The following is a 20,590-nucleotide window of genomic DNA, read 5'->3' on the forward strand; positions in this document are numbered from 1 at the left end:
TGCCGGTCATGCTGCACTTCCGATATTGAGATCGAGGACCACCGCCCCTTTTTGCGTAAGCGCCGTGATGAATTCGCGAGCCCTGGCCACACCGGTGTGGGAGGCAAGGACGAGTTCGCGTGCCCGGTCTGCCATGGCGAGACGTGTACGAGCCGATTCCCGGGACAGAATCGCGACGACATCATCCGACTTCTTGGCCGTGTGGATCGTCGATGCGGGAAAGAAACTGTCGAGGCCTGGCGAGCGATCGCTGATGATCGGCGTGCCGCAAGCGGCGGCCTCGAAAAGTCGCACGCTGGGCGACCATCCCGCGGCAATCATGGAACTGCGTGTGACGTTCAGCGTATAGCGCTGACGGCTGTAGAATGCGGCGTGATCGGCCGGCGGCAAATGTTCGATCCGCTCGACGTTGTCGGGCCAGTCGAGGTCGGAGGGATATTGCGAGCCGGCCACCACGAAACGCCGATCCGGCATGCGATGCGCAGGCTCGAGCAGGAGCGCATTCAGCGTGGCCTGTCGGTCCATGCTGTAGGTGCCGAGATAGCCGAGATCCCAGCGGATCGAATCCGCGGTGCGGTAATGCCGTTCCGGATCGACCGAACAGTAGAGCGGCTCGGCGCGGCGCGCACCGAAGGTCTGCGCCAGATCGGTAAGCACTGGGCCGCCGGCGAAAGAGAAATAGATGTCGAAGTAGGGGATCTGGCGCCAGCTCAAATAGTCGCAATCGTCCGCCGACAGCTTCGCCAGAGTCACAGGCGTGTCGATGTCGTAAAAGCAGAATTGTCCCTTGCAAAGTGAAGCGACGATGTCGATGACTGCGCGCCCTTCCGGCACGAAAGAACCGATGACCACGACGTCGGCCTCTTGCAGGCACCGTGCGTAGTCGCGTTGCAGTTCCTGTACGGTATCGTAATAGCGCAAGGAGCAGAAATCCGGATCGCGCAAATCGCGGTGATTGGCGTACCACGGCACATCGCGCTCCAGAAAAGTAACGCGGTGGCCGAGATCGTGAAGGCCCTTCAGCAGACCTCGAAAGGTGGTGGCGTGGCCGTTTCCCCAGGACGAGGACAGCGACAGGCCGAGAAAAACGATATTCAACTGCGTGGTCACTCAGCTGCCTCCACGGTCCCATGCGTCAAATGCCGTTTGAAGACTTCATCAGCCACGGTCGCCCGCAACGCGTAGGTATGGTCGGCGAGAACGCGGCGAAGTGCGGCCTGGCCGATTGCCTTTGCCCGACCAGGGGTCAGCGCCCGCATGATTTCGGCGACATCGCCACCGTCGCGCGCCACAAGGATTTCCTCGCCGGGTTTCAGGAACAGATCCACGCCCAACCACGAATCGGTGATAAGGCAGGCGCCGGCGCCTGCCGCCTCGAAGACACGCGTGGCCGGTGAAAAACCATTGGCCGCCATGCTGTCGCGGCTGATATTCAGCACGGCCTTTGGCGTCACATTGAAGGCGTTGTGATCGCGGGTCCCGACATGGCCGAGCCAGTCGACATTGGCGGGGAGCGGCTTGTCGCCCCAGCCCGATCCGCCGAGCAGAAACCGTTGTCGCGGCAGCTGGCTCGCGGGATCGAGGAAGAAGGATCCCACACGTGCTTCACGATCCGGCAGCCTGTTGCCGAGGAATGCCAGATCGCAGGCAAAGCGGGCATTGCCGGCGACCGGGTGATGCGTTTCTGGATCGAGCGCGTTATAGATCGGCACGCACTCGTTTGCGCCCATGGCACGATAGGCCCAAACGACAGGATCGCCGCCGCCATACGTCAATACGAGGTCGATTTCCTGCAGCGCGTGATGCAGCGGGTGGTCCGGCTCCCCGCGCAACTGGGCGAGCGTGGCCGGTGCATCCACGTCCCAGAATACCGTGAGCGCATCGCTGCGGGCGTGGTCCAGGACGGCGCGCAGCAGCGCCTCGTCCTCGAAACCGACGCCGCTCGCCTTGACGACGATGTCGGCCTCGGCCGCACGCGCCGCCACCTGTATCAGGGCATGCCCGGTCGCCTCGTAAACGACGACGGTGCACCATTCCGGCGCCTCGATGTCCCGGTTCTTCTGCCTGTCATAGACGTCGGGCTCGTAGAAGGTGATTTCGTAGCCCAGTTGGGAAAGCGCCTTCAGCAAGCCACGGTAATAGGTCGCGGCACCGTTCCAATAGGACGACAAAAGGCTCGATCCATAGAATGCGATCTTCATGCGGCGGCTTCCTTTGCGGCGGTCGGGTGAGTGGTGTGCCGATTCGTGCATTGCGACAGCACGTCGAACAACTCGTTGACGCGGTGCCGGCAGGTGTGTCGCGAACGGATGGTCTCAAGACCCGAGGCCACCAGGGAGGTTGCGAAATCGGAATCGGCCAGCACCGCCTGAATGTGTTGCCGCATTTGGATGCCATCCTCGGCAAACAGGAAGTCGACGCCGGGTCTGAAAAGCTGCTCGACATCCGACCATGGCGCTGAAATCAGCGGGATGCCGCAGGCGAGTGCCTCGAACATGCGGATCGTTGGAATACCGGGCAGGCTTTCACGGTAGGGGCGCCGCGGAATGTGCACCGTGACACGATGCGCGGCAAACGCTTTGGGCACTTCGGCGTTGGCGATCCACCCTTCGTAGCACAGGCCACCGGCGGCCAGGTCGGCAAGTGCCGGCTTGGGATAGCGCACACCGTGAACAGTGGCCTCAAGGCCGAGATCGCGCACCGGTTCGATCAGGAACTCCCTGAGTTCGGCGGTCCGTTCGTCGTCGCCCCAGTTTCCGATCCAGACCAGATCGGACGTGCGGTGGATCTCCGGGTGGGGCTTGAACAGGCGATCGTCCGCCGCTTCATGCCAGGTGAAGACACGCTTGCCCCAGCCGGCGCGCAGATAACTCTCGCGCAGCGCTTCGCCAAAGGCGAGAACGCCGTCATAATGCTCCAGACGGAGCGCCGAGATTGCTTCGGCGGCCGACACGGCCCGGTGATGAGTGTCGTGAAACAGAAGGATGAAGTTGCCGCCACCGGCCCGGACACGGCCTATACGAGCGACAAGCTCCGGGTCGGTCCATTCGTGGACGATCACCACGTCGGCCTCGGCGATCCAGGCTTCGTGGTCGAACCCGGCATCATAGGTCACCGGCATCAATTCGGGGAAATCCTTGCGGAAACGTTCGATCGCGTAGGATCCCTTCTCGGCCAGCAGGCTCGACCGGCTCCAACCGTCCGCCGGCTCCAGAGCAATGGCCTGATGCCGGCGGGCTACCAACTCCCGCATGACGCCCCGAAGGAAATGGGCATTGCCGTGGTTCCAGTCTGAGACGAGGGAGTGGGTGTAGAACAGGAAGCGCATGATCAGCGCTCAGCCACGGCCAGCGCCGCCTTTTCGTAGACATCGCGCATGGCCACTGCCTGCCTCGCCAGCGTGTACCTGCGGCTGCGGCGGAGGGCTGCCTGACCGAGTTCCCCCCTGTGCCCGGCATCGCTAGAAAGGCGATTGATGCAGGCAGCCAGATCATGCGGGTCGCGCGCGTCGAAGAACATCGCGGCCCCGTCCCATAATTCGCGATAGGTCGGGATGTCCGAGAGCACCAGGGGCGTTGCCGACATAGCCGCTTCCAGCGCCGCCAGGCCGAACGGTTCGTAGAGCGATGGCGATACAAAAATGCCGGCGCGGGCCATCAAGGAGCGCACCTCGTCATACGGCAGTGCCCCGAGAGGAACGGCGTGGTCGACGGTGGCACGCTCGCCGTTCGGGCCGTGCATCGAACCGGCTGTAAAGATGGGCCATTGCGTCAAGGAGGCGGCCTGGTCGACCGCCGCCACGTTCTTTCCCTCGTCCCACCAGCGGGCGGCGGCGAAGACCAGCGGCTGGCGGTGTTCGACGTGCGGGACCGGACGTGCGCCATTTCCCACGACGTGGAGGCGTGCGATCGGGCCATAGCACGTCTCAAGCAACTGGGCATGACTGCCGCTCGGCGCGATGACCGCATCGGCCCTTTCGAAGCCGCGCCTGTTGCACTCTTTCTGCCAGCTCCATGCGCTGTCCAACGCCTGTCCCCTGACGGAATGGAACCATGTCGTTACGCATGAATGCGAAACGACTATGACTGGGCAGGGCGCATCCAATCCCACCGCCTCCGTCGGCGCGTTGAGGTGCACGAGGTCGATGGCATGGTCACGCATCGGCGCACGCAACTCCCGCGGCAAGCCGTCCAGATCGCCGGCGTCGCGGGTCATCCAATCGAGCGGCGTGTTCAACCATATCAGCGTTGCGAAGGACCGCGCCTCCTCGGCCTGCTGCCTGGATGGTTGCGGCCCCAGACCGGCGAACACGATGCTGTCGCCGCCCTTGACCAGTTCCCGGCCGAGGTCAAGTGCATAGCGCCATACTCCGCCCATGGCGTCGACCGTCATCAGGATGCGCCGTTTGCGCGACCTCAGTGTCCGCAACATGCCGCCTCCAGTTCCGCCAGCGGACGCGGACGCTTCTCCTGGATGTCGCTGAACTTCTGGAACGATGTGAGATAATGGTCATGGGCGCGCTCCCAGGCGAGATCGTCGGGTTCGCCCCAAAGCTCGCGATAGCTGGGCGAACTCGGATATGGATAAAGCGGGACGGGTTCATTGGCCCACACGCCATTGTCGATCAGGTGGGTTCGCCAGTGATCGACAAGTGCCGGATCGTCCTCGACCACGCCGATCAGATTGGCCTGGACGAAGGGAACGTGGCGTCTGGCTTTGACAAGCAGCGCGGCAAGTTCCTCGGTGCCCAGCCGGCAGCGCTTGGCCAGCATGGCGCGCCCTTCCACCGTCAGGCTTTCGAGCCCGGCTTCGATGGATACGCAGCCGGCCGCGCCCAGCAATTCAAGCAGCTCGGGTTTCCAAAGATCGATGCGGGTCTGTACGCCGAATTTCACGTCGCGATCGACCAATGCCTCCAGCAACGCTTTTTGGGGGAGGAAGATTTCGTCGATGAAGTAGATGTAGCCGACACCTTGGGCGATCAGCCGATCGATTTCGCTCACCACCGCTTCGTGGCTGCGGCGGCGATAGGCATCGCGGAAATCGATCTTGGCGCAGAAGCTGCAACTGTACGGACAGCCGCGTGACGCCTCGACCTCCGCGCCGAACCCATGCTGTTGGTCATCGAACCTGTGATGGTGATGCGAATGGGCGGCGATCCAGTCGGATGGCCATTCCAGCGGCGGATGATCGACAAACGCACTGGCATGGACGCCGCCGTTCGAAACCAGTTTGGCGTCCCGCAGATAGGCGGTCGAGGGGACCAAGCTCCAATTGTCGCGCCCGGCAAGGTCGGCGACGACTTCCTCGCATTCGCCGCGCACGACAATGTCGACGCCTAGCTTGCGCAAGGTCGGCGCCGGCGTCGCCGAACCATGCGGCCCGACGGCGACCGTGCGTCCGCCGCGCCCGGCGAGACGATTGAGGAAATCGGCCGGCACGCGCAACTCCGGCGGTGCGCAGCGCCAAAACAGATAGGTCGGCGCGGTGCTGACGACCGTCATCGCAGGCGCGAAATCAGCCACACGTTCGTAGAGCCCTGAGTTGTCGAGCTTCTGCAACTGGCCGTCCAACAGCAGCACCTCATGGCCGGCCGCTTCGAGCAGGGCTTTGGAATAGCCGAGTTCCAGCGGCAGATGCGGTTGGCGGCAGCCGAAATAGATGCTGTCGTCATACGTCCAGGAGGGGTTGACCAGGGCTATTCTCATGCGACGCACCTCACGGCTTCGGAATGGGGCTCGAGCCGGTGGCGCTGCAGCCAGTCGGCGAGATGGCGAATGCCCTCGCGCCACGCGACGTGTGCCTTCCAGCCAAGCGCGGTCTCGATTTTGCGGGTATCGGCGACGAAGAAGGGCTGGTCGCCGGTCCGCTCTCCATCGTGGCGGATCGAAAGCTCACGGCCGGTCAGGCCGCCGATCTCGCTCAACAGCATACGCAGGCTGAGCGCATTTTCTGGTCCGCCGCCAAGATTGAATGCCTGGCCATTGGTGATGTCGATATGGTCCAGCACGGCCCTGTAGGCGGCGACCGCATCGGCGACGTACAGGATGTCGCGCACCTGCCTGCCGTCGCCATAGATGGTGATTGGCCGTCCCGCCAGGGCACTGAGCAGGAAGTGCGCCACCCAGCCCTGGTCCTCGGTTCCAAACTGGCGCGGACCGTAGATGCAACTCATCCGCAGCACCGCCGTCTGCATGCCGTATGATTTGGCATAATCGAGCACATACTGGTCCGCCGCGCCCTTGGAGCAGCCATAGGGGGTGCAGAAATCCAGACCTCGGGTCTCATCGATGCCGCCGGCCTGGATGGCGCTGTCGCAAGCTATGTAGCGGTCGCCGTCCTCGCGAACCGTGACATCGGGGAGGCTGCCATAGACCTTGTTGGTGCTGGCGAAAATCACCGGGATGCGCTCACCACTCAGTCGCGCCGCTTCCAGCACGTTGAACGTTCCCCGGAGGTTGATGTCGAAATCCTCGTCCGGCCGGACCAGGCTCGTGGTGACGGCCGTTTGCGCGGCCAGATGGAAGATCGCCCTGGATCTCATCAAAACGGGCGCCAGGGTATTGGCGTCCCGCACATCGACGGTTTCGACGGTAAGGCGGTCGCCATGTTTCCGGGCCAGCCATTCAAGGTTCTGTTCGACGCCGGGACGACTGAAATTGTCGACCACCAGCACTGGCTCGCCATCCGACAGCAGGCTGTCGGCCAGGTTTGATCCTATGAAGCCGCTGCCGCCGACGATGGCGACCGGCGCTTCGCGACGGTCGCGTGCGCCCGGGCTCATGACACCAACCCGCGATCTTCGAGCTCGCGCTTCATTTCGGCGCCGCGGTCGACAGCGACCGTGTTGCGTACCCAGGAGACGAAATCCCCGAGAGAATTCTCCAATCGGCGCCCCGGTTCGAAACCGAGCAGCTCACGTGCTTTGGAAATATCGGCGAAGCAGTTGCGTATGTCGCCGGAGCGCGCCTTGCCGAGCAGCTCGGGCGAACGGCTCGGGGTTCCCATGGCCTCGGCCAGCAAACGCGCGACTTCGCTGATCGCATAGGCCCGCCCGCTGCCGATGTTGATGACGTGGCCCTTTGCCTGACGTTGCTGCAGCGCAAGGCGGAAGGCGCGGGCGACGTCCTGCACATGAACGAAATCGCGCTTCTGTTCGCCATCCTCGAAGATCATCGGCCGTTGCCCATTGGCGAGACGTGAAGCGAAGTTGGCCAGCACGCCGGTATAGGGATTTGATAGCGCCTGGCCGGCTCCGAAAACATTGAACAGGCGCAGCGCGACCGCATCGATGCCGTACGCTTCGCCGAAGATCAGCACGGCGCGCTCCTGGGCGTATTTCGTCAGCGCATAGATCGAGGCGAGATCGACCGGCTTTTCCTCGTCCGTCGGCACCGGCGAAAGGGGTTCGCCTTCCGGCGACAGCGGATTCCACTGTCCGCTTTTGATATCGCTCGCCTTGCGCCGGGCGTTATTGATGCGCCGGCCGTGAGGCGTGACATAGAGGCCCTCGCCATAGACGCTCATCGAGGAGGCGACGACGATCCGCTCGACCGGGTGTTTGATCAACGCCTCGAGCAAGGTAGCCGTGCCGAGATCGTTGGTGCCGACATAACGCGTTATCTCGTACATCGATTGTCCGACGCCGACTTCCGACGCCAGATGAATGACCGCGTCGACGCCTTTCAGCGCTTCGGCGACGACCTCGCGGTCGCGGATGTCGCCCTTGAGCAGTTCGGCTCCGCGCGGAAGCGCGACCGCTTCGCCCGCATGCACCTGCTCCAGCAGGGCATCGAGAATGCGAACGGAATAATCCTGAGTGATGAGTTCTTGTGTGACGTGGCGGCCAATGAAGCCGCAGCCTCCTGTAACCAATATGCGTTTCACGACGACTCCTCGGACAAGTGACCTCGGCGCCCCGAACTTTTCGGCAAAAGGTTTGTTCCCTGTGCTTCAACAAAGTTCCCTTCGCGGGCGTCGGCGGAAGCGAGCGCATCGCCATCGGCCCATATGGTGGAACATTGGCGCCGCAATACTGTTAGGGCGCTCGAGGCCGCCATGACGCCGCTACGGCGAAGCCAATCATCAAGGGAGATTTCAATGTCGCAGTCTCAGACGACCACCAATCACGACGAAATTCGCAAATGGGCCGAGGAGCGGCAGGGCCGGCCGGCGGTGGTTCGCACCAAGGGCGAGGGCGGCATACTGCGGATCGACTTCGGCGAGCCCGAGGAAGCATTCGACCCCGTCGATTGGGACGAGTTCTTCCGGATATTCGACGAGAATGATCTGGCGTTCCTGTATCAGGCCAAGACCAGCGACGGAAAAGCCAGCCGCTTCAACAAATTCGTCGAGCGTGAGCGCAAGGGTTGAGAACGCCAGCCTGCGGGCGATCCAGCCGGACTCCAGAAAATCTTGGAATTCGCTGGAACAATCGACGGCTCCATTTGCAACCCCAAGGGAGCGACTTAGCCTCGGGCTCGGAGGATAAAATTCAATGCATGAGCTTTGCGCCGCGGGCTTTCGCCACCTCTCGCATGATGTCGTTGAGCCAGTTTTCAGTGGACTGGCCAAGCTGCCTTTGGTCGATGTCCCGGATGGCTTGCTCGAGTGTTCTCTCGACGAGCCGGTCCGATGCGTTGACGTCTCCCAGCAGAAGACGCGCCGCGAGGCGCAGTTTGGGCAAAAGGCTAAAGACGTCTTCTGGCGAAGGGGGCAAGGCGATGTCCGCTTGTTCCGACCCCTGCGCTGGAAAAAGGGCGTTGAACACGGCCTTGCTGCCCGAGGATTTTCGCAAATTGGTGGCGTAGCGAAGACGTTCCGGAATGGCGATGTCGTTGTCGCCGCTGAAGAACACGAACGGGATGCCACGGTGCATCAACTTGTCCGCGATCGGAAACACGTGTCGGCCGTTGAGATTGATGTCAAGGATCGCAGCTTCGGCTTGGTCGGTATGTTCGGCCGCCTGCTCGACGGTTGCCGCGGGTCCGAGGATGATGGCGCCCATGTTGCCGAAAAACCGTGCGAGATCTCCCGCCATCGCCCATTCGTCTTCGACAATCAGAATATGCAATCCCCGCAGATCGCGCACGTCGTCATCCTTTCTTCGAAGGGAGTTTAGGATGCAGAGAAGCTGCTTTCCATTTTCTATCATCCAGAGCCGCCTGCAATCGTTTCGCAAGCACCAGCATGCGACCCGGGACGGGCCCTGCATCGAGGTACTTGATTAATTGAGGCGAACCTGGCGCCATAGGTGCCAGGAGCTTCAGGCCAGCAAAGCGTTTTGTCATTGAACCACCATGGATGTCGGGTTCAACGTCATTCGTGCTGCCTTGTTCCATTCTGCCTGCGCGCTATATGGTTGTGTCCTGTCCGAACCGATCTTGAGGGAATCATGTCGGGTCGGTGAAAGAGGGACATGCCGTGACAGCCCGATCCATCAAGTTCCCCATCGTCGGCGTCGGCGCGTCAGCGGGTGGCATTCCCGCGATGGAAGGGCTGTTCAAGGGCATCACCAGTCAGCCCGGCATGGCGTTCGTGGTCATCACGCATCTAAGCCCCAAGCGCAACAGCCTGCTGCATGAGGTTATCGACCGCTACACCGAGATGCCCGTGGTGGTGGTCGAGGACGGCGTGGCTGTTGAACCGGACCACGTCTATGTGATGCCGGAAAACGTCACTCTCGTCATCGAGGATGGCGTCTTGCACCCGAGGCGGCCCAATGGGCTTACCCAGGAGCGTAAACCCGTCGATATTTTCTTCAGCGCACTGGCCGACGACCAGGGCGAATACGCGGTCGGCGTCATTCTGTCGGGCGGTGATTCCGATGGAACCTTGGGCGTCAAGGCCATCAAGGAGCGAGGCGGGCTCACCGTCGCGCAAGCGGCTGACGGCTACGGTCCGCGCAATCCCGACATGCCGCAGAGCGCCATTGCCAGCGGGCTCATCGACGTCGCCGTGCCCGCCGAGGAGATTGGGGCGAAGCTCGTGGCTTACGCCCGCGGCTTCGACACGCTGGACGGGCTGGCGAGTGACGAGGACGTCCATGCGGCAGACCTAGATCAGGTCCGCGAACAGATATACGGGATCTTGCGCAGCCACTCCGGCCACGACTTTTCAGGTTATAAAACCAAGACATTCCTGCGCCGGATCAAGCGGCGCATGCAGATCGCCCAGATTCAGTCCATCGGCGCCTATATCGATTGGCTGAAGAAGGACCCTCGCGAGGTGATGAACCTGTTTCGCGATCTGCTGATCAATGTCACCAACTTCTTCCGCGATTCCGACGCCTTCGAATTGCTCGAACAAAAGATCATACCGCGGCTGTTCGACGGCAAGACGGCGAGCGATACTGTCAGGGTCTGGGTTCCCGGCTGCGCCACGGGCGAAGAGGTGTTTTCCATCGGGATCTTGCTGCGGGAACACATGGAAACGCTTTCGGCCGTGCCTCGCGTCCAGATTTTCGCCACCGACATAGACGAGCCGGCGCTGGCGGTTGCGCGCGCGGCACGCTATCCCGAAGCGTTGATGCAGGGACTTTCCCCGGAACGCAAACAGCGGTTCTTCAACGGCGATGGCGAAAGCTACGTCCTCAGCAACGAAATCCGGGAACTGTGCATCTTCTCGCCACATAGCGTCATCCGCGATCCGCCCTTCTCGCGCATGGATCTGGTTTCGTGCCGTAACCTGCTGATCTATTTCGGCCCAGCCATTCAAAGCCGCGTTCTTCCTGTCTTTCACTATTCGCTGAAGCCCGGGGGTTATCTTTTCCTCGGCACGTCCGAGAGCGTTGGGCAGCACGAAAATCTGTTTGCCACCGTCGACAAAAAACATCGCCTCTTCCAGGCACGGGAGCATGTCTCGCCGCACATCAGGCTGCCGGCCCTGATCGGCGATGTTCCTTCCGGCGTTTTTCCCGCCGAAACCGCTGGCTTGAAGAAGGCAACGGTCGGCTATCCGCTGCGTCAGGCTGTCGAGGCGCAGGTGCTGGAGCGGTTCGCGCCGCCGCATGTCCTCGTCAACGCCGAAGGCGACGTCGTCTACTATTCGGCGAGGACCGGCAGGTATCTCGAAGCGCCGCAAGGTATCCCCAGCCGGCAGTTGCTGACGATGGCGCGCCGCGGGCTCCGGCTGGACCTGCGTGCCGCATTGAGGGAAGCGACCACGACACGCCGCACGGTCGTGCGGGAAAACCTCGCCGTCGAGGAAGACGAGGAACGCGTGCAACCGATCAGGCTGACGATCGAGCCGCTCGCCGAGCGGGGCAATGGTGAGCCGCTTTACCTTGTCCTCTTCGAGCCGTCGGGACCGACGCAGGCCCGATCCGATGAGGCCGGCGGAAGTCGTGACAGCGACAGCACCGCCGATCTCGAGCGGGAACTGCGCGATGTAAGAGAGCGTCTCCAATCCACCATAGAGGAATACGAGACCGCCCTTGAAGAGGTGAAATCCTCGAACGAGGAACTTGTCTCCGTCAATGAAGAGTCGCAATCCACCAATGAGGAACTTGAAGCGTCCAAGGAAGAGATGCAGTCGCTCAACGAAGAGCTCAACACGATCAATGCGGAGTTGACCAGCAAGATAGAACAACTCGATCACGCCAACAGCGATCTGCGGAACCTGTTCGAAAGCACCGACATCGCGACCATTTTCCTCGACCGCAGTCTTGTGGTGCGGACCTTCACGCCGGCGGCTTCGTCCTTCTTCAGCCTGCGCCCCTCCGACGTCGGCCGGCCGTTGACTGATTTGTCGAGCCAACTCGATTATCCCGAGTTGAAGCAGCACATCGACAACGTGTTCGAGACAGGCGAGACCCTGGATCATCATCTTGCGCGCGATGCCAGGGGTCTGTTTCACATGGTCCGTATCAACCCCTATCGGGACAAGGGCAACAGGATACAGGGCGTCGTGGTGACACTGGTCGACGTTACCACCCTGGCGCGGGCGGAAGAGCATCAGCAGGTACTCATCTCGGAGCTCAACCATCGCGTCAAGAATATGCTGGCGGTGATCGCCAGCATTGCCAACCGCACGCGGGACAGTTCCGATACGAAGGAAGAGTTCGTGGACGCGCTGATCGGTCGGCTGCACGCCATGTCCCGCGCCTACGGACTGCTGACCCGCGAGAGGTGGAAGGAGGCTTCGGTCAAGGAATTGCTCCATCAGGAACTCGAACCGTTCGGCATCGAACGGATCGACCTCGATGGCGACGACGTAAAACTCGGCCCGCAACAGGGCCTTTCCCTCAGTATGGCGATCCACGAACTGGCCACCAATGCGGCCAAGCATGGCGCCTTGTCCAAGCCCCAAGGCAGGATCGGCGTCAAATGGGAGATGGATGGCGACAGTTTCACGCTCGGCTGGCGCGAAAAGGACGGCCCTCCAGTCAATGAGCCGTTGAACGATGGCTTTGGCCTGAACCTGTTGAAGGGGGAAATCGGCTACAGGCTCGGCGGCCATGTCGAGACCTCCTTCCGCAAGAACGGTCTCGAGATCCAGATCGCCTTTTCGGCAAACCATAAGGACGCGACATGAGCGATAGATCGCGCGTTCTGGTGGTCGAGGACGAGTGGCTGATCGCGGAGGACGTCGCGTCTGAGCTGCGTGCAGCGGGCTATCCGGTGGTCGGCCCTGTTTCGTCCGTTGCCGCCGCGCTTCAACTTGTCGAGGCGGACAAGGTCGATGTGGCGTTGCTGGATATTCAACTCAACGCTGAAACGAGCCTGCCGGTCGCGGAAGTCTTGCTGGCCCGCGGCACTCCGTTTGCCTTCGTAACGGGATTTGGGGAGCGCGATGTTCCAGCCCCGTTTCGAAGCTGCAAATTCGTGGCAAAGCCCGCAAGCGAAACGGACATCCTCACCGCCGTGGCGGAGCTCGCGTCGCTTCGCGCAGCCAGGAAACAGTCGTGATTTAAAGCCTGTCGTGATCAATCCAGCGGATTACGAAGGACGGACCGATCTCGCCATTCTGGAACCGTGGCCAAAAGCGGATCTCCCGTTCAGGCGTGAACAACTCGAAGACGTCAAAGTGGAACAACTGGCGTCGATTGGTGTTCGGTATCGTGTGGCGTCATTGCTCCCCCCGATTGACGCGGCACGATCGGGTTCCCCTCAACCTGATCAGCCCGCGCACTCCCCGGCCGGGAAGCGCGGGCTTTCCGTCAGGAGCGGTCATGTTTTGAACCAGGTGGAACAACCTACCCGTTCGGCAGTTCGGCGCGCAGGAGGAACCACCAAATGCATTATGCCGATGAAATCGCGCTCAGGCGCGTGAAGATGCTGGTTGAACAATATGTTCTCGCCAGAAGCAGAAGGTATGATTTCGTGTCGACCGAGCTGGCATGCAAGGCCATTCGTCGGGTGGTTCGGAGCCCCATAGAAGATGCCGAACTGGATCATCTGCTGGCCCGGAGTGCGGTCAAACAGGGGCTTTCGGTGCGGTTCGACCGCGTAGGCCACTTGGAGGCTGCTTCAGCCGAGTTCACCGAGGAAAAGCCGGCATGAGAGCGGCGTTGTCAATATGTGTGGTCGCGGCGTTCCTTGCCTTGGCGGGCTGCAACGACAATGCCGACCCTGTCAAATCCAAGACAGATACGATGAACAGCCAGCCGGTCGACAAGAACCCGACGACGGATACCGATCCGACGCCACAGTCCAGTACTGGCGGGGACCAGCAGGGCACGCAACCCAAGCAGCCGGCATTGCCGAAGCGATCTGGCGGTTAGGGGTCAACCGGCGGTCAGGGTTGACGCCACTGCCTGTTCAGGATTTTGCCGCCAGCCAAAATGGTGGGCGAGGTGGAAAGGGGATGCCCCTCTGGTCTCGGTCATATATCAGCCGATAATTCTTACCGGGACCGACTTCGCGGCCGGCACGTGAGCCTTCTTGGCGCGATGCCAGAGCGGCACCAGGGGATTGAGCTCTGGATAATAGCCGGCGCAGTTGCCTTGAGGCACGGAATAAGGTGTCACGCGCAAGCCACGCACGCGCCGCTCCACGCCGTCATCTGCATGGGTTTCGAGATCGACCTGCTGCCCCGCGCTCAACCCGAACCGCTGGATGTCGGCCTCGTTCATCAGCAAGACCATGCGTGCGCCATGGATGCCGCGCAGCCTGTCATCATAACCGTAGACGGTTGTGTTGAACTGGTCATTGGAACGCACCGTCATCAGCGTCAGGACCTTGCGCCCCGATATATCGATGTCGGGGTTCGTCTCGAGCGTCGTCGGCAGCTTGAAATTGGCCTTCTTGTTCGGCGTCTCCCAAACTCGTTTCGATGCCTTGATGTCGCGATGAAAGCCTCCAGGCGCCAGGAACCGTTTGTTGAACTGGCGAAAATGTTGTGGGAAGCAGCGCTCGATCTCGTCGCGAATGCGCGAGTAGTCGGCAACCCACTCGTCCCAAGGGATTGAACTCGAGCCCGGCACGGTGGCCTTGGCCAGCTCGGCGACGATCTTCGGCTCTGAAAGCAGATTTGGCGAAGCTGGCGGGCGTGATCCAAACGAGCCATGGATACAGGCGGTGGAATCCTCCATGGAAACGGTTTGATCGCCGCTTGCCTGCCGGTCTCTCTCCAGCCGCGACAGGCAGGGCAACAGATAAGTTACCGCCCCAGGGATGAGATGACTGCGGTTGAGTTTGGTCGCGATTTCGACATGCAGGCCCAATCGCCGCCAAGCCTTCTCGACCAGGCCGGTTTCGGGCACGGCGCGCACGAAATTGCCGCCTAGGCCGACAAAGCCCTTCACCGAGCCAGCAATGACACCTTCGCAGGTCTCGACCGTATCGAGGCCCTTTTCACGCGGAGGCTCGAAAGCATAGAATTCGGCGAATTTGTCGAGCGGAACGAGCTCAGGCTTTTCAGATATGCCGACGGTGCGCTGGCCCTGGACGTTGGAGTGACCACGTAGCGGCGAAATGCCGGCGCCGGGTTTTCCCATGTTGCCGCGCATCAGCAGCAGGTTGCACAGCATCTGGACGTTCTCGGTGCCGTGCCTGTGCTGCGTCAGACCCATCCCATAATTACCGATCACCGCATTGGAGCGGCCGTAGACTTCTGCCACATGCTCCAGATCCGCTCGCGCGATGCCCGACCGTGTGACGATGTCGTCCCACTTGGCAGCGCGTAAATAGGCTTCGAAATCAGCAAAACCGTGCGTGTGTTCAGCGACGAACTCGACATCGAGGACGCGCAAATTTCCATTCTCCCGAGCCGCGTCGTCGAGTGCCAGCACCGCCTTGGCAATCCCGGTCATCGCTGCAATGTCGCCGCCGCTGCGGACCTGGAAGAAGTCGCTGGACATCTTGGTGCCGGGGCTTGGCGACAACATTTCGACGGGGTCCTGCGGATTCTTGAAACGCCTAAGCCCTCGCTCCGGCAAGGGGTTGAATGTGAACACCGGCACGTCACGCTGGCGAGCCTCCTGCAGCGGGTGCAACAGCCGCGGCGCCGTCACGCCGGTGTTGTGGCCGAAGAAGAACATCATGTCGCATTTGGAAAAGTCTTCGAGCTGCACGGTCCCAACCGGCGAGCCGATCGACTCGGGAAGCCCGACCGAGGTTGATTCGTGACACATGTTGGAAGAGTCGGGCAGATTCGACGAACCGTAGATGCGGGCGAAGAGCTGATACATGAACGACGCTTCGAGCGAGGCCCGGCCCGATGTGTAGAAGACGACCGACTTCGGATCGAGCCGCCGAAGTTCCATGCCGATCTCGGCAAAGGCTTCATCCCAGGAGATCGGCTCATAGCGGTCGTTGACAGCGTTGTAGCGCAGCGGATCGGTGAGCCTGCCTTGCTTTTCCAGGTCGCGATCCGGCCAATCGAGCAGTTCGGTGACCGAATGTCGTGCGAAGAAGTCGGGGCCGCAGCGCAGCTTCGTCTGATCCCACATGGTGGCCTTGGCGCCATTTTCGCAAAACTCGAAGGGTCGCGGCTCCGCTGGCTTGGCCCATGAGCAGGAAACGCACATGTAGCCGTCCGCCTTGTTCTGCTTGAGCAGCGTGCTCCATATCCCAGACATCAGCAGGCCTTCGCCATATGCCTTGCGGATCAGGGAGGACAGGGATCCCCACCCGCCCGTCGGGTGGTCGTATTTCTTGATTTCGACACGATCGGTAACGGCGGGTTTCATCGCGGGTCGTCCTTGCGAAAGCCATTACCAAACCTCGCCCCTGCTTGATTGTTCCCGATTGTGCGAAACGAACGTCGCTGGTGCAATTTGGCCGCCCTCAATCCTCGCTTGCCAGGCCAGTACGGGCGACCATCGGTGTCTCGGCATCGGTTCGCACCTGCTGTGGAACTATTTTGGTCATTAGCTGTTCGGCAAGGGAAGGGAGCAGCGCGATGGAGCGACGCAACGCGGTAATTTCGCTGGTGATAGCCGCCGTCATTATCGTCGGATTCCTGATCGGCTTTCATTACGTTGATATGGGCTGGCGCACCTCGCCCCTGAAACGAGCGCCTGAGCAGAACCAGGGGGGTAACGCTCCGGCGGATACCTCACCGGCCGCGGGCATCCAGAAAAATCCCAAGGAAAATACAGAAATGCCGGGGCAGCAGTGATTGACGGCTTTCTAGCAACAGCAGCTTGGCTCAGCAGGGACGCTATCTTTCATATGAACTCAGACGAGAGGACGTTGTGTGTCAGATCCCTCCGTTCTGATCCTGATGTATTTTCTTCTCCCCGTCTGGTTGGTCGCCGGTTTTGCCGACTGGCTCTGCCATCGCGCGTCGCATATCGAGTCGACCGCGGGCGCCAAGGAATCGCTGATCCATCTCGTGATGTTCGCCGAGGTCGGCGTGCCATTGCTTGCCGCCATGTTCCTCGATGTGAACGCCCTCGTCGTAGCCGTCATGATCGTCACCTTCTTCATTCACGAGGCGACGGCGATCTGGGATGTGCGCTACGCCACAACGGCGCGCACCGTAAATGGGGCTGGTCAGCGTCGTCTCCCTCCATTGGGGACGTTGCTTGCACTGTTCGGGACAGGACGGCAAACCGCACGTTTTGATCTTGCCTGGAGATCGCAGCCGCTGCCGGTGACTTATATCGTCTGCGTGATGGTCGTGATCCTGCTTTTCGAATTGCTGCCTTATCTGGAAGAATTCGTCAGGGGTTCCGTGCCAATGCCGGCAGGCTGATCCCGCCGAAAGCCGGACGCGACCCGGGCCAGACGACATTGCGGTGACGCGCCTATCGGAAACGACGTCTGCAACCGTCTGGGCGCGTCCTGCGCGGAACATCTCCGCTTTGCTGGCCATTATCAGAGGGTGAGAGCACGGACATGGAGTGTGCTGATGGGCATCCTTTCCGATCTGGACAAGAAGCTGACCGACAACATGTATGAGCATGGCAGCGAGCTTACCGATGCCGTTGCGGATCTGCCGCGGGCGATCGTCGAAACCGTCGACCGGCTGATGCCCTTCATTCAGCCGGAAGCGCGCGAGGCGGTAAGATGTCAGGTCCTCGGCCTAATCCACGAATACAGGATCGAGAATCCCGCAGGCGCGAGCGAGCAGGGTTGAACGAACCGGCATGGTCTATCGAATGAGGCTCGGGTCGGCTGACATTGCTCCCTTTGCCACGTTCCATTTCTCGCCATCCGCGCCCGCGCGGCGTTCGATTGACCGGCATGCGGCGCACTCCAGATCAACTTATGATTTGCTTCGGTCGTGGGGAGACTGTTCTTGTGGCGCATCAAGTGCCGGCTTTGGCCTTCGGTGGCCGTCATCTAAGGCTGGATTAGATTACCGGTGGCCGTTGGTCTGGGCGTTTCGACGGGATGCTCGTGCCATGGCCGCCACCAAACGACGGCTGCAATGAACAGCGGCCAATTGCTGCCGGGCCGCGGTTCGGTTCGCACAATGCTTCTGCTAGGATAGTGCTATCTGGTCTCGCTTCGGCGGGCCCACGCCATGCTTCGTGCCTGCTGCGTGATAGATGAGTCCATGTGATGGAAGCAGTTCAACCGCGGCCTGGCTCCGCTGCCCGAATGGCCGTCCGGCGCCCAGTAATTGTAGACACCCCAACAAGCATTGCCCGTGCGCCGCGGCAATTCGCTTGGAGCGCGCTATTTTCCTCAGTGCAGCTGTCGCCACGGTCCTAATCGCCGAACTAGCGAACGAGTACGACTTCCATCTCAGCTGCACGGTACGACTGAATGGAGGCGCAAAGTCGCCATGCGATAGGCCAGGACCGGGCTTCTTCTCCCGATCTGGCACACTTTAACGCCAAGTTGGAAGGATGAGATCGTGTGGTGGTGCATGGTATACCAGGCAGCGAAGCTTGAGGCACCGGCGACGTGAATGGGAGATACCGCAATGAAGGACAAAGCTGGTCGCGACTGAGCCCGGACTGAAGGCTGCGGCTCCCTCGCCCCCGCACGCTACCAGCCCTGGCGGGCATACCATTCGTCGATATCGCGACGAACTCGGTCCTTCTCGGTACCGTAGCGCTCCTGGATCTTGCCTTCTAGCTGGTCGCGCTTGCCGCCGATGCGGTCGAGATCGTCGTCGGTAAGCTTGCCCCACTGCTCCTTGACCTTGCCCTTAACCTGCTTCCAGTTCCCTTCCACGCGGTTCCAATCCATGCTCGGAAGTCTCCTTGTTGAACACGAGGGCAAACGGCTGCAGGGCGCAGATGTTCCGGTGCAGAGTGAACTGCCGCTGGTTTTATTTTTGGAACATTTCTGAGCTTGCGATTTGGGAATGAGACGGCGGGCAGTCCCCGCACCCTCGCAAAAGGCGGCTTGCGGGACCGGGTTCCAGAGCCAGCACCGGGCCCCCTGGCTCTTCCCGCCGCGGGCGGAGCCTAGGATTGAAGCTTGTACCTCAAAAATCCATCGTCTCTGTTGGTACCGCGGTGTCTCGAGTTTGCCGGCTTCAGTCCGCAGGGCGCCAGACGATCCTATTCTGAGAATCTGAGACTCGAAGCCTGCCGATCCGCAAGTGTTCTGATCTGAGGCGGCTCGTCCCAAGCAAATGCTGACACCTTCGATGTCGGGTAAATGTTTCGCTTGTAGGAGCGATTTTGTTGGTCGTGTCCCATCAAGTGGTGTAGCTGGCGGTTACGAAGCCGCTCGCGAGCGCGCCGTTAGTAGCGCTGTAGCGAGTGAGCGGCGTGTCGGTGGTCATCGGCGTTTTCCGGTAGGGTTTGGTTGTTGACGCCAACCCCATTTCGGAAGGACCACCGATGACCGACGACATGATGAACCTGCGCACGCTCGTGGAGAAGACCCCGGATGCCGATCTGCTGCGCGAGATGATCGGCTTTGCCGCCGAGCGGAAGCGCCCCGGCCGTGACAAGCCTGCCGCATCCAAGCTTCCATTGCGGCTTGCAGGGCGCGGCGCATCTTGTCCGAGATGCTGGCCGTGAGCCGCCGTGGCTGTTGGCTGACATCGGACCTTTCGTCCTGACACTAATGCGCAAACTGTCGTGTTACGATCTGATGGCGCTAGGTCACCGATCTGACGGTTCTCAAAACAGATGAGGAGAGTTGCTACGTCCAGAATCAATCCCGCGCCTTGCTCTTTCACCCCGGCAGCGCAGTTGTCGCCCGGTCGTGGCAACTGCACTCGGCACAGGGCCGCCGGGCCAAGACCCAGAACGGTCCAATCAATTGCGAATGCTGATTAATGTGCACAAGGCAGCATACGTCCTTAGGTGAAAACCGCGGCCTCGGTCGGGAGACCGAGGCCGCATCGCCAGTTTTTGGCACGCGAACCGAGAGTATGCGAGGCGCCTCAGGCGGCCGCCTGCAAGGCCCGCTCGTTCGCGCCGCTTTCGCCCAGCTTAGTAAGGGTTTCGTCGGTGGCGGATTCTTCCTTGAGAGTCTGGCGCAGCAAGGGCAGCGCATCCTTCAGGCCCAGTTGCTCCGCCCACGCAATCAGCGTGCCGTAGCGCGCCATTTCATAGTGCTCGACCGACTGGGCAGCCGCCACGAGGCCCGCGTCGAGTGCCGGCTCGTTCTTGTATTCCTCGAGGATTTCCGAACCCTCTTCGATGATCCCGTCGATTGCGGGACACGTCTTGCCCCGGGCCTGCTTGCCTAGCATTTCAAAAACTTGCTCGAGCCGGTCGACCTGACCTTCCGTCTCGGTGCGATGCTTTTCGAAGGCTGCGCTCACCTCTTCCGATTGCGCCGCCTTGGCCATCTTCGGCAGCGTCTTTAGAATTTTCTTTTCCGCATAGTAGATGTCTTTCAGGCCATCCACGAACAGGCTTTCCAGGCCGTTCGCAGCGCCGAACGAACTGTTCTTCACCATCAATGTCTCTCCTTCGGTTGGCTTGCTGTTCCAAACAGAACGGCGTTCGCCCAGTGTTCAAAGTTAGCGAAATTCGAGGAAGGCGTTTCGACTTCCTCGAGCAACCAGAACCGACAGAGTCAAGCGACGTTCCCGGCGAAATATTTTGTGATCTTCTACTCGACGAGGCACGGGGTCGGGCTGGGACGGTGATCACTTCGGGGGCGCTCGCCGCCGCGCGGAAAGATTTGGTCTATCATGGTGAGCGCGGCACTTGGCCCGGCAGGGACCAGCAGATCCTGGGCGGCGACCTTCCGAGATGCGGCAAACGCAATTGCCAGACGGC

21 protein-coding genes are annotated in these 20,590 nt (G+C 61.1%); 9 read left to right on the plus strand and 12 right to left on the minus strand.

Translation table 11 applies throughout. The annotated features are described in order from the left end of the window. Positions 1 to 6: 6 nt before the first annotated feature. From FJW08_RS08310 to FJW08_RS08340, 7 genes are read right to left on the minus strand one after another with little or no spacing between them, the layout of a single operon-like run. Positions 7 to 1,110 carry a glycosyltransferase gene (locus FJW08_RS08310; protein ID WP_140810108.1) on the minus strand — a complete coding sequence of 368 codons (1,104 nt, stop codon included), beginning with the start codon at positions 1,108 to 1,110 and terminating at the stop codon, positions 7 to 9. Next, a complete protein-coding gene (locus tag FJW08_RS08315) occupies positions 1,107 to 2,201 on the minus strand; it encodes a glycosyltransferase (RefSeq protein ID WP_140810110.1) in 1,095 nt (364 codons plus the stop codon). The genes FJW08_RS08310 and FJW08_RS08315 overlap by 4 nt, the downstream gene beginning before the upstream one ends. Next, the gene (locus tag FJW08_RS08320) at positions 2,198 to 3,328 is read right to left on the minus strand and encodes a glycosyltransferase (RefSeq protein ID WP_140810111.1); all 1,131 of its coding nucleotides are present in this window, start codon (positions 3,326 to 3,328) and stop codon (positions 2,198 to 2,200) included. Before FJW08_RS08320 ends, FJW08_RS08315 begins: the two co-directional genes overlap by 4 nt. Before the next feature lie 2 nt (positions 3,329 to 3,330). Then, positions 3,331 to 4,431 carry a glycosyltransferase family 4 protein gene (locus FJW08_RS08325; RefSeq protein ID WP_140810112.1) on the minus strand — a complete coding sequence of 367 codons (1,101 nt, stop codon included), beginning with the start codon at positions 4,429 to 4,431 and terminating at the stop codon, positions 3,331 to 3,333. Continuing rightward, a complete protein-coding gene (locus tag FJW08_RS08330) occupies positions 4,416 to 5,708 on the minus strand; it encodes a TIGR04295 family B12-binding domain-containing radical SAM protein (RefSeq protein WP_140810113.1) in 1,293 nt (430 codons plus the stop codon). Before FJW08_RS08330 ends, FJW08_RS08325 begins: the two co-directional genes overlap by 16 nt. After that, a complete protein-coding gene (locus FJW08_RS08335; protein ID WP_140764711.1) occupies positions 5,705 to 6,784 on the minus strand; it encodes an NAD-dependent epimerase/dehydratase family protein in 1,080 nt (359 codons plus the stop codon). Before FJW08_RS08335 ends, FJW08_RS08330 begins: the two co-directional genes overlap by 4 nt. Further along, on the minus strand, positions 6,781 to 7,887 hold the full coding sequence (locus FJW08_RS08340; RefSeq protein WP_140764714.1) for an NAD-dependent epimerase/dehydratase family protein: 1,107 nt from the start codon (positions 7,885 to 7,887) through the stop codon (positions 6,781 to 6,783). Before FJW08_RS08340 ends, FJW08_RS08335 begins: the two co-directional genes overlap by 4 nt. A gap of 213 nt (positions 7,888 to 8,100) precedes the next feature. Here FJW08_RS08340 and FJW08_RS08345 point away from each other — a divergent pair, with 213 nt between their 5' ends. After that, positions 8,101 to 8,373: a hypothetical protein gene (locus FJW08_RS08345; protein WP_140764717.1), complete on the plus strand. Its 273-nt coding sequence runs from the start codon at positions 8,101 to 8,103 to the stop codon at positions 8,371 to 8,373. 121 nt (positions 8,374 to 8,494) lie between these two features. Here the strand turns inward: FJW08_RS08345 and FJW08_RS08350 are convergent, their stop codons facing one another. Further along, entirely contained in the window at positions 8,495 to 9,091 is a 597-nt protein-coding gene (locus FJW08_RS08350; RefSeq protein ID WP_181182875.1) for a response regulator, read from the minus strand. 4 nt (positions 9,092 to 9,095) lie between these two features. Continuing rightward, positions 9,096 to 9,341, minus strand: a complete 246-nt coding sequence (locus tag FJW08_RS32360; protein ID WP_181178808.1) for a hypothetical protein — start codon at positions 9,339 to 9,341, stop codon at positions 9,096 to 9,098. Between the two features lie 82 nt (positions 9,342 to 9,423). On the opposite strand from FJW08_RS32360, the gene FJW08_RS08355 reads away from it, so the two are divergent. The 4 genes from FJW08_RS08355 to FJW08_RS08370 all read left to right on the plus strand — a co-directional run bounded on the left by FJW08_RS08355 (position 9,424) and on the right by FJW08_RS08370 (position 13,723). After that, positions 9,424 to 12,534, plus strand: coding sequence for a CheR family methyltransferase (locus FJW08_RS08355; RefSeq protein ID WP_140810115.1), 3,111 nt, complete (start codon positions 9,424 to 9,426; stop codon positions 12,532 to 12,534). Next, positions 12,531 to 12,908, plus strand: coding sequence for a response regulator (locus FJW08_RS08360; protein ID WP_140764726.1), 378 nt, complete (start codon positions 12,531 to 12,533; stop codon positions 12,906 to 12,908). The genes FJW08_RS08355 and FJW08_RS08360 overlap by 4 nt, the downstream gene beginning before the upstream one ends. A 327-nt stretch (positions 12,909 to 13,235) precedes the next feature. Continuing rightward, positions 13,236 to 13,502, plus strand: a complete 267-nt coding sequence (locus FJW08_RS08365; protein WP_140764730.1) for a hypothetical protein — start codon at positions 13,236 to 13,238, stop codon at positions 13,500 to 13,502. Beyond that, a complete protein-coding gene (locus tag FJW08_RS08370; protein WP_140810116.1) occupies positions 13,499 to 13,723 on the plus strand; it encodes a hypothetical protein in 225 nt (74 codons plus the stop codon). The genes FJW08_RS08365 and FJW08_RS08370 overlap by 4 nt, the downstream gene beginning before the upstream one ends. A gap of 108 nt (positions 13,724 to 13,831) precedes the next feature. Here the strand turns inward: FJW08_RS08370 and FJW08_RS08375 are convergent, their stop codons facing one another. Beyond that, positions 13,832 to 16,132 carry an FdhF/YdeP family oxidoreductase gene (locus FJW08_RS08375; protein ID WP_140810117.1) on the minus strand — a complete coding sequence of 767 codons (2,301 nt, stop codon included), beginning with the start codon at positions 16,130 to 16,132 and terminating at the stop codon, positions 13,832 to 13,834. Between the two features lie 212 nt (positions 16,133 to 16,344). Here FJW08_RS08375 and FJW08_RS08380 point away from each other — a divergent pair, with 212 nt between their 5' ends. The 3 genes from FJW08_RS08380 (at position 16,345) to FJW08_RS08390 (ending at position 17,526) form a co-directional block, all read left to right on the plus strand. Next, complete coding sequence (locus tag FJW08_RS08380) at positions 16,345 to 16,563, plus strand: hypothetical protein (protein ID WP_140810119.1); 219 nt, start codon at positions 16,345 to 16,347, stop codon at positions 16,561 to 16,563. A 78-nt stretch (positions 16,564 to 16,641) separates the two neighbouring features. Continuing rightward, entirely contained in the window at positions 16,642 to 17,142 is a 501-nt protein-coding gene (locus FJW08_RS08385) for a diguanylate cyclase (protein WP_224597725.1), read from the plus strand. A 156-nt stretch (positions 17,143 to 17,298) separates the two neighbouring features. Further along, positions 17,299 to 17,526 (plus strand): hypothetical protein, encoded by a 228-nt coding sequence (locus tag FJW08_RS08390; RefSeq protein ID WP_181178809.1) that lies wholly within the window; start codon positions 17,299 to 17,301, stop codon positions 17,524 to 17,526. An 860-nt stretch (positions 17,527 to 18,386) separates the two neighbouring features. Here the strand turns inward: FJW08_RS08390 and FJW08_RS08395 are convergent. Further along, on the minus strand, positions 18,387 to 18,590 hold the full coding sequence (locus tag FJW08_RS08395; protein ID WP_140810120.1) for a CsbD family protein: 204 nt from the start codon (positions 18,588 to 18,590) through the stop codon (positions 18,387 to 18,389). A gap of 602 nt (positions 18,591 to 19,192) precedes the next feature. Between FJW08_RS08395 and FJW08_RS08400 the strand changes: the two genes are divergently transcribed. Continuing rightward, entirely contained in the window at positions 19,193 to 19,375 is a 183-nt protein-coding gene (locus FJW08_RS08400) for a hypothetical protein (RefSeq protein WP_140810121.1), read from the plus strand. A 368-nt stretch (positions 19,376 to 19,743) separates the two neighbouring features. Here the strand turns inward: FJW08_RS08400 and FJW08_RS08405 are convergent, their stop codons facing one another. Next, positions 19,744 to 20,265 carry a ferritin-like domain-containing protein gene (locus FJW08_RS08405; protein WP_140764742.1) on the minus strand — a complete coding sequence of 174 codons (522 nt, stop codon included), beginning with the start codon at positions 20,263 to 20,265 and terminating at the stop codon, positions 19,744 to 19,746. Positions 20,266 to 20,590 lie beyond the last annotated feature (325 nt).

The organism is Mesorhizobium sp. B3-2-1 (genome assembly GCF_006439515.1).
In the GTDB taxonomy this organism is placed as follows: domain Bacteria; phylum Pseudomonadota; class Alphaproteobacteria; order Rhizobiales; family Rhizobiaceae; genus Mesorhizobium.

Excerpts from the sequence above, each read along its gene's own strand:
- FJW08_RS08315 (WP_140810110.1), bottom strand. The coding sequence starts at position 2,201 with ATGAAGATCGCATTCTATGGATCGAGCCTTTTGTCGTCCTATTGGAAC.
- FJW08_RS08320 (WP_140810111.1), bottom strand. The coding sequence starts at position 3,328 with ATGCGCTTCCTGTTCTACACCCACTCCCTCGTCTCAGACTGGAACCAC.
- FJW08_RS08325 (WP_140810112.1), bottom strand. The coding sequence starts at position 4,431 with ATGTTGCGGACACTGAGGTCGCGCAAACGGCGCATCCTGATGACGGTC.
- FJW08_RS08330 (WP_140810113.1), bottom strand. The coding sequence starts at position 5,708 with ATGAGAATAGCCCTGGTCAACCCCTCCTGGACGTATGACGACAGCATC.
- FJW08_RS08335 (WP_140764711.1), bottom strand. The coding sequence starts at position 6,784 with ATGAGCCCGGGCGCACGCGACCGTCGCGAAGCGCCGGTCGCCATCGTC.
- FJW08_RS08345 (WP_140764717.1), top strand. The coding sequence starts at position 8,101 with ATGTCGCAGTCTCAGACGACCACCAATCACGACGAAATTCGCAAATGG.
- FJW08_RS32360 (WP_181178808.1), bottom strand. The coding sequence starts at position 9,341 with ATGGAACAAGGCAGCACGAATGACGTTGAACCCGACATCCATGGTGGT.
- FJW08_RS08360 (WP_140764726.1), top strand. The coding sequence starts at position 12,531 with ATGAGCGATAGATCGCGCGTTCTGGTGGTCGAGGACGAGTGGCTGATC.
- FJW08_RS08365 (WP_140764730.1), top strand. The coding sequence starts at position 13,236 with ATGCATTATGCCGATGAAATCGCGCTCAGGCGCGTGAAGATGCTGGTT.
- FJW08_RS08370 (WP_140810116.1), top strand. The coding sequence starts at position 13,499 with ATGAGAGCGGCGTTGTCAATATGTGTGGTCGCGGCGTTCCTTGCCTTG.
- FJW08_RS08375 (WP_140810117.1), bottom strand. The coding sequence starts at position 16,132 with ATGAAACCCGCCGTTACCGATCGTGTCGAAATCAAGAAATACGACCAC.
- FJW08_RS08380 (WP_140810119.1), top strand. The coding sequence starts at position 16,345 with ATGGAGCGACGCAACGCGGTAATTTCGCTGGTGATAGCCGCCGTCATT.
- FJW08_RS08390 (WP_181178809.1), top strand. The coding sequence starts at position 17,299 with ATGGGCATCCTTTCCGATCTGGACAAGAAGCTGACCGACAACATGTAT.
- FJW08_RS08395 (WP_140810120.1), bottom strand. The coding sequence starts at position 18,590 with ATGGATTGGAACCGCGTGGAAGGGAACTGGAAGCAGGTTAAGGGCAAG.
- FJW08_RS08400 (WP_140810121.1), top strand. The coding sequence starts at position 19,193 with ATGACCGACGACATGATGAACCTGCGCACGCTCGTGGAGAAGACCCCG.
- FJW08_RS08405 (WP_140764742.1), bottom strand. The coding sequence starts at position 20,265 with ATGGTGAAGAACAGTTCGTTCGGCGCTGCGAACGGCCTGGAAAGCCTG.